Origin of the sequence: Natronomonas sp. (assembly GCF_046710025.1) — an archaeon.
In the GTDB taxonomy this organism is placed as follows: Archaea; Halobacteriota; Halobacteria; order Halobacteriales; family Haloarculaceae; genus Natronomonas.
On record NZ_JBKEGK010000004.1, the window covers coordinates 23,662 to 29,846 of the forward strand.

A 6,185-nucleotide genomic window follows, 5' to 3' on the forward strand; every position below is an offset into this window, starting at 1 on the left:
CGTTCTCTACTCGACCTCCGTGATGTCCCGTACCGTGCCGACGCCCTTCGAACTGCCCTCCCGAAATACGAACCGTTGGCCCTCCTCGACCACGTAGGGGCGGAATTTGAACCGGATCCGCGCTTGCCCGGTATCACCGGGGAGCAGTTGGCCGCCCTCCGGATGGATCGAAGCGGTCTCGCTGACAGTTTCGAGGTGGACGACCGGCTCGTAGCCGTCGTCGATACGAGTCGGGTGGTTCAACACCATCACCTCGGCCTCGAACTCTCTAGCTGCGGTCGGCTCGGAGTCGCGGGGCAGGAGGACCATCCCGCGCTCGAGGTCTGACTCGTTGATCCCTTTTAAGGCGATACCGACGATACGGCCGGCAGCGGCCTCGTCGACGCGGTGATAGTGCATCTCGATCGATCTGACCTCAACCGGCCGAAAGGCGCCGTCCGGAAGGGGGCCCACGAGCAACTCGTCACCGGCCTCAACGCTGCCCGATCGGATGGTCCCCGAGGCGACCGCGCCGACACCCGTCACGTTGTAGGTCCGATCGACGTACATCGAGAACGCCCCGGCCGCCGTGCCCGTCTTCGGGAGATGTTCGAACAGTTCGTCGAGGATGTCGAGGCCGGCCTTCGTCACCGCGCTCGTCGCCACGATCGGGACGACTTGCTCGCCGATCTCGTCGATCGCGGCCGAGACGCCGTGTCGGGCGACCGATAGCGGCGTCCGGTCAGCGTTCCTGAGCAGCTGTTCAACCTCGCGTTCGACCTCGTGGACGCGCTCCTCTGAGACCATATCGGTCTTCGTGATGGCGACGATCGTCGGGAGCTCGGTCGCAAGCAGGATACCGAGGTGTTCGCGCGTCGTCTTGGTCGGGCCGTCGTCGGCCGCGACCACGAGCAGGCCGTAGTCGAGTTTCTGGCCCACGAGTCCCCGGATGGTCGTCCGCAGCCACGGCTCGTGGCCGACGGTGTCGACAAACGAGACCAGCCGGTCGGCCTCCTCGACGATGCGAGCCCGATCGGACTTGCGGTGGGGATTGTCCATTCGAACCGTGCCGTCGTCGTCGAAGCCGTAGACGCCGTAGGAGAGATCAGCCGAGAGGCCACGCTCCATCTCGTGAGGTCGGACGTCGAGGAAGCTCCGGGTGCCGCCTTGGCCGTCGTCCGCGGAGCCGGTCACAAGCGACCCGACGAGCGTCGACTTGCCGTGGTCGACGTGGCCCGCGGTGCCGACGACGATGTGTTCGTCGTCGGCCTCCAGCATGGAGCCCTCACACAGCGTGGCGACGCCGACGAGCCCCTCGTCGTGGGGGGCCGTCTCGCCGCCGTCGACGCCCCACGTCTCAACGTCGTCGATGTGGGCGCCCGCCTCTTCGGCCAGCAGCGAGAGGACGTCCATCGACTCGGAGAACGCGTCCGCGGAGATGCCCGCAACGCCGCCGTCGTCGGTGACGCCGACGACGTAGGTCGCCTCGCCGTCGCCGGAGAGGACTCGGTGTCGGAGTTGGGCGACGAGCGATTCGAGGCGGCCGTCGGCCAGGTGGGTCGCCCGGGTGAGCCGTTCCTTGAACTCGATGCTGCCGCCCTCCCGTTCGCCCCGTTCGAGGGCGCGCTGGAGGGCCGCGCGGTCGGCACTCATACGCGAGTGAGTAACGACCACACCGGCAAAAGCTTTCCCCGGATAGTGAGGAAATCAGCCATGTTACGGTCGTGTACCGCAATTTCGCGTCTGTTTGGCTCCGGAGGGCTCCCGAGTGCTATCGAGCGCTATCGATTGTCCCGTGCCTCCAGATCAGCTACGCAGACGCCCGAAGCAGATCGAGCGCCTCCAAGAACCCGTCCGCGAAGGCGGCCTCGGTCACCTCATCGGCGGTTGCCATCGCCGTCTCGTCGGCGTTCGCAACGGCGATCGATCGGTCGACGAGTTCGAACAGTTCGGCGTCGTTCTCGGAGTCCCCGACCGCGGAGAACGCCCCGGGACCGGCGTCGAACGCCGCCGCGGCCGTCTTGAGGCCCCGTCCCTTGTCGACGTCCGGGGCCTTGACGTGGTAGGCGTAGCCGGTGTCGACGACGACCATGCCGTGGTCGGTCGCGATGTCAACAAGTGGGTCGAGGGGTTGCTCACGGGAGACGGCGAGTTCGGTCTCACGCCAGCGGTTGGTCAGGTCGACGGAGCCCCACCCGAGTTCGTGACCGGCCGCGACGTACTCGGCACCGACGGCCTCGGCGCTTTCGGGGTCGCCGTCGTAAACGACCGTCTCAGCGGACTCGACGTAGGTCGCGCCGCCGTTCTCGGCGACGACGTTGATCGGAATGCCGATGAACTCACACAGGCCGACGGGGTACGGGAAGGACTTTCCCGTCGCGATCACGACTGGAGCGTCCCACCCGCGGAGCGCGTCGAACACGCGGGGGTCGATCGAATCGTCGGGGCGGGTCAGCGTGCCATCGATGTCGACGGCGAGCGGCGGGACCATCGGCGGCGTTTCGAGCGCTAGGGCTATCAACGCCTCGCTCGTGTGCTGACGGTATATAAATGATCCCAGACAGTCGTATACCTGATCCTGGGCGGCGCGCTGGCTCCGATTCCGGTTACCCACTGCTGCGGTCGACAGGCGTGCGCCCGGCCGGGGGTACTTTTACGCTGTTCGAGACATAGTAACGAGTATGAGTGTCGCCGGCCGCTGTGAGGTTTGCGGCGCCGGGGAGGTCGAGGACGGCTGCGACCGCTGCGGGCGGTTGGTCTGTCCCGACCACTTCGACGAGCCGACGAGCCTCTGTACGGAGTGTCTCGCGGAGTTCGATGAGTCGCCGGAGCGGGGTCGAGATGGGTACCCCGACGGGGTCGACGAGTATCGGTTTTGAGGTCGTCGACCGGCGAAGGCGGGGAATTCATGCCGCGTGGCTATAGGCAAAATCGCGCACAGACCGTCGTCAGCGCGTCGACGGCTACTGGTAATATACGTCGTTACGACGTTCGCGCTAGTACGCGTCGCTACGCGTCCGTTTCGGACGGCAAAGAACGGTGTCTCAGTCGATGTGGCCTTCGCGCCGGAGTTGGTCGGCGTCTTGGCTGTCGTAGCGCCACTCGATGTTGGCTTTCTCGTCTTGCCAGTCCCACGGCTCGACGAGGACGGTGTCGCCCTCCTCGATCCAGACGCGGTACTTCATGCGACCGGGGATCCGGCCCATGCGGTTCTTGCCGTCCTCACACTGCACGCGGACGTGGTTCCCACCGTCGTGTTGGGTCACGACTGCGAACAGCTCGTCGTCTTTGGGCATTCGTAGGTTCTTGCGCCCTGTCTCTTCGCTCACGGCTTATATACGTGGTCCCAGCATTAAAAGGATGCGGGAGTAATGAGACCTTGTGCCACGGGACGCCCTGCTACTGCACGGTGACATACGTCAAGAATGCGATCGCAAGCAGTTCGAGCAGCCGCATCCCGACGACGATGCGCCCGACCAGCGGGTCCGAGGCGTACAGCATCTCCATGCTTCGGAAAAAGAAGAACACCGCGATCAGGTTCTCCACGAGGAGGACGGCGCAGAATCCGACGAGTCCCAGCACCATCCTTGATCCGAACTGCCGGTAGTTCCGGAGCCAGACCGTCAACAGAACCACCAACAGCGCGCCGTTGAGTGCGGAAAGCAACATGCCGCCGAACCGGAACCCCTCGACGGTCATCGTCACTCCACCTCCGATGCGACCCGCTCGAACGTCTCCTGATGTCGTTCGAACTGGTCGGTGACGAAGTACAGTTTCCCGTAATCGTGGTCGCTCGCCTCAACGACATCGTGTTCCTTGAGCATGTCTAGATGGTGTGTGATCGTATTGTAATCGACGGCCAGTTCGTCGGCGAGTTCGTTGGCGTTTCGCGGCCGATCCATGAGCGCTCTCACGATTCGGACCCTGTTCGCACCCCCACGGCTGCCGGCGAACAGGTACCACAGGGCCTTCTCCATTAGGTATACGCAGGTGCTAAGGGCAGGATAAAAGCCGTTTCGGCGGGCCGGGTCACGTTTCGATCGTTTTCGAGACCCACCCTGAGGCCCCCGTCGGGGCCGGATCGGACTCCGCCCGACGCTGTTGGGTGCCTTCACCGTCGACCGCACGGACGACAGCCTCGTGGGTGCCGGACGACTCGAACGTGTATCGCCACTGCCGCCAGACGTCCTCGTCCGGGAGCGACTCGGAGAGGTCGGCATCGTTCCACGTCTCGCCGCCGTCGACCGACACCTCGACCGAATCGATGCCTCGCGTTCCGGCGTAGGCGTGCCCGGTCAGTTCGACCCGTCCGTCACCGAGTTCGGTGATACCCTCATCCCAGAGCTTGGCGACGGTCTTGACTGGCCCGGTCCCCTGCCAGCCGCGCTCCTCCCAGTAGCCCTCCGCCTCCCGTTCGAGCAGTTCGATCTCCGTGAGCCACTTGACGTTCGTCTCGCCCCAGTGGCCGGGAATGAGCACCCGAACCGGGTAGCCGTGAGCGGTCGGGAGTTGCTTTCCGTTCATGCCCCAGACCAAGAATCCGTCAGCGAGGACATCGATGGGGAACTGGACGTAGTAGCCGTCCTCGGCACGGAGCATGGCACAGCCACACTCGCCCTCGGGGTCGACCGACTCTATGAGCGGACGGATCGGCGTCCCGGTCCAGACCGCCGTATCCAGCTTCCTGCCGTTTAGCTGTTCGCCGACGCAACGAAGCGACACGGCGCGGTTTTCGACATCGCGTTCGATCAGTTCGTCGTACGTGAGCGTCCGTTCAGACTCGATCTCTCCGGTCAGGGTCAGCGACCACTCCTCGGCGGGGAGCTCCGGATCCAACTCCGCGATATCGACGTTGTAGAACCCCTCGATGGAACTGACTAGCCCGGGGAGATCCGACGCCGCGGTGTCGAGTGACTGCTGTCGGAGCTCCTCGAGACGCTCGGCCGACCCTTCGGAGTTTGGCGCGTCCGGAAGCGGGGCGCCGCGAAAGAACCGGTTCCCAAGGATTCCAGTCCCAAGGAATGCAGCCACGGCCCCGAGAGAGACAAGCGTCCGTCGGCGGGACGGTTCGTACTCCCCCGTCGGCTGTTCGAGGCTGAGCGCGATCGTCAACACCATGATTGAGACCGCTGGCCCGAGCGCGTACAGCAGTTCCCCCGTCAGGGCCGTCGCAAGTAGCCACGTGCTGACGCCGGTTACCACACCGCCGACGAACGGGTCCTCGACGCGTCGGCCGAGCCGGCGTCCGGCGAACGAGAGCGCTCCGAAGGCACCGACTGCGGTGATTATCGCGAGACTCACGTGGAGTAGGTGTGCCTCTTCGCCGACGTTTTCGATCATATACGTCACGATCACCCCTGGAGTCCACGCGACGATCTGTGCGTCGATCGGTGCGATAACGAACGCCGGTGTATAGCCGGCGGCGACGTACGAACCAACCACTGCCGTCACTCCGCCGAGCACCGCGATCACCAGTTCACGGCGAGAAGGGATAGACATAGATTATTGCGGTGTTAGAGTCACTTGAACCGTAGCATCGACGGCGGGGTACTCGAACCCGTCGTCGACCGCCTCGAGACGACGGACGACACCGCCCTCGTCCGCTCCCTGATCCGGGGCGTCCTGTGCCGGCGCTTGATCCGGGCCGACGCCCGGTTGCCCGTTTGGCTCCGTTCCAGCGTCCAAGAGAACGACACTGCCCGTGACATCACCCTCGACCGGTGTCCCGTCGTCGAACAGCGCGATCCCCTCGGCATCGGGCGAGAGGAACAGGTCGTTCGAAGGCACGAACATCGACGCGAAGGACAGCCGCTGTTCGGGTTCGGCTTCAATGTCGAACTCGAACGCGCCGCCGGGGGCGATCGGCGGCGCCCCTGGGACCGCTTCCATCGGGTCGTTGGGATCGGCGACGGTGTTCGCCGGTGTGTACGCCCCGGAGGAAACCACCTGCATAGCCCCGTCCAACTCGTCAACGAGACCGGGCTCCCCGTCGAAGCCCGTCGGCGGGCCGGCCTCGGCGAGCGCTTCCATGCCGACGGACGCCGCTTCGCCCTCGGTGTATAGCGGGTTTTCGCCCGTGTGGACGGCGTAGGCCCCCGGCGTAATCCAGATCTGCCCCCCCGTCGCGGTGTCGGCCCCGTAGAAATCGGTCGACGAGACGTTTTCGATCCGTACGGTAAACGTCGTCGCACCGTGCTCCATGCTTT

At 65.0% G+C, this 6,185-nt stretch carries 8 protein-coding genes; 1 reads left to right on the top strand and 7 read right to left on the bottom strand.

Translation table 11 applies throughout. The annotated features are described in order from the left end of the window. Positions 1-6: 6 nt before the first annotated feature. Positions 7-1,632 carry a GTPBP1 family GTP-binding protein gene (locus ACI944_RS00680; RefSeq protein ID WP_411717138.1) on the bottom strand — a complete coding sequence of 542 codons (1,626 nt, stop codon included), beginning with the start codon at positions 1,630-1,632 and terminating at the stop codon, positions 7-9. 157 nt (positions 1,633-1,789) lie between these two features. Then, on the bottom strand, positions 1,790-2,470 hold the full coding sequence (locus ACI944_RS00685; protein ID WP_411717146.1) for an HAD-IIB family hydrolase: 681 nt from the start codon (positions 2,468-2,470) through the stop codon (positions 1,790-1,792). 190 nt (positions 2,471-2,660) lie between these two features. Here ACI944_RS00685 and ACI944_RS00690 point away from each other — a divergent pair, with 190 nt between their 5' ends. Continuing rightward, the gene (locus ACI944_RS00690; protein ID WP_411717139.1) at positions 2,661-2,858 is read left to right on the top strand and encodes a hypothetical protein; all 198 of its coding nucleotides are present in this window, start codon (positions 2,661-2,663) and stop codon (positions 2,856-2,858) included. Positions 2,859-3,023: 165 nt separating this feature from the next. On the opposite strand, the gene eif1A is transcribed toward ACI944_RS00690, so the two are convergent. The 5 genes from eif1A to ACI944_RS00715 all read right to left on the bottom strand — a co-directional run. After that, positions 3,024-3,308: a translation initiation factor eIF-1A gene (eif1A, locus tag ACI944_RS00695; RefSeq protein WP_411717141.1), complete on the bottom strand. Its 285-nt coding sequence runs from the start codon at positions 3,306-3,308 to the stop codon at positions 3,024-3,026. A gap of 70 nt (positions 3,309-3,378) precedes the next feature. Continuing rightward, the gene (locus ACI944_RS00700; protein ID WP_411717142.1) at positions 3,379-3,678 is read right to left on the bottom strand and encodes a hypothetical protein; all 300 of its coding nucleotides are present in this window, start codon (positions 3,676-3,678) and stop codon (positions 3,379-3,381) included. A 2-nt stretch (positions 3,679-3,680) separates the two neighbouring features. Then, positions 3,681-3,956 carry a winged helix-turn-helix domain-containing protein gene (locus ACI944_RS00705; protein WP_411717143.1) on the bottom strand — a complete coding sequence of 92 codons (276 nt, stop codon included), beginning with the start codon at positions 3,954-3,956 and terminating at the stop codon, positions 3,681-3,683. Between the two features lie 52 nt (positions 3,957-4,008). Next, positions 4,009-5,478 carry a molybdopterin-dependent oxidoreductase gene (locus ACI944_RS00710; protein ID WP_411717144.1) on the bottom strand — a complete coding sequence of 490 codons (1,470 nt, stop codon included), beginning with the start codon at positions 5,476-5,478 and terminating at the stop codon, positions 4,009-4,011. A 3-nt stretch (positions 5,479-5,481) separates the two neighbouring features. Next, positions 5,482-6,185 (bottom strand): spondin domain-containing protein (locus ACI944_RS00715; protein WP_411717145.1); only part of this gene is annotated, 704 nt, incomplete at its 5' end.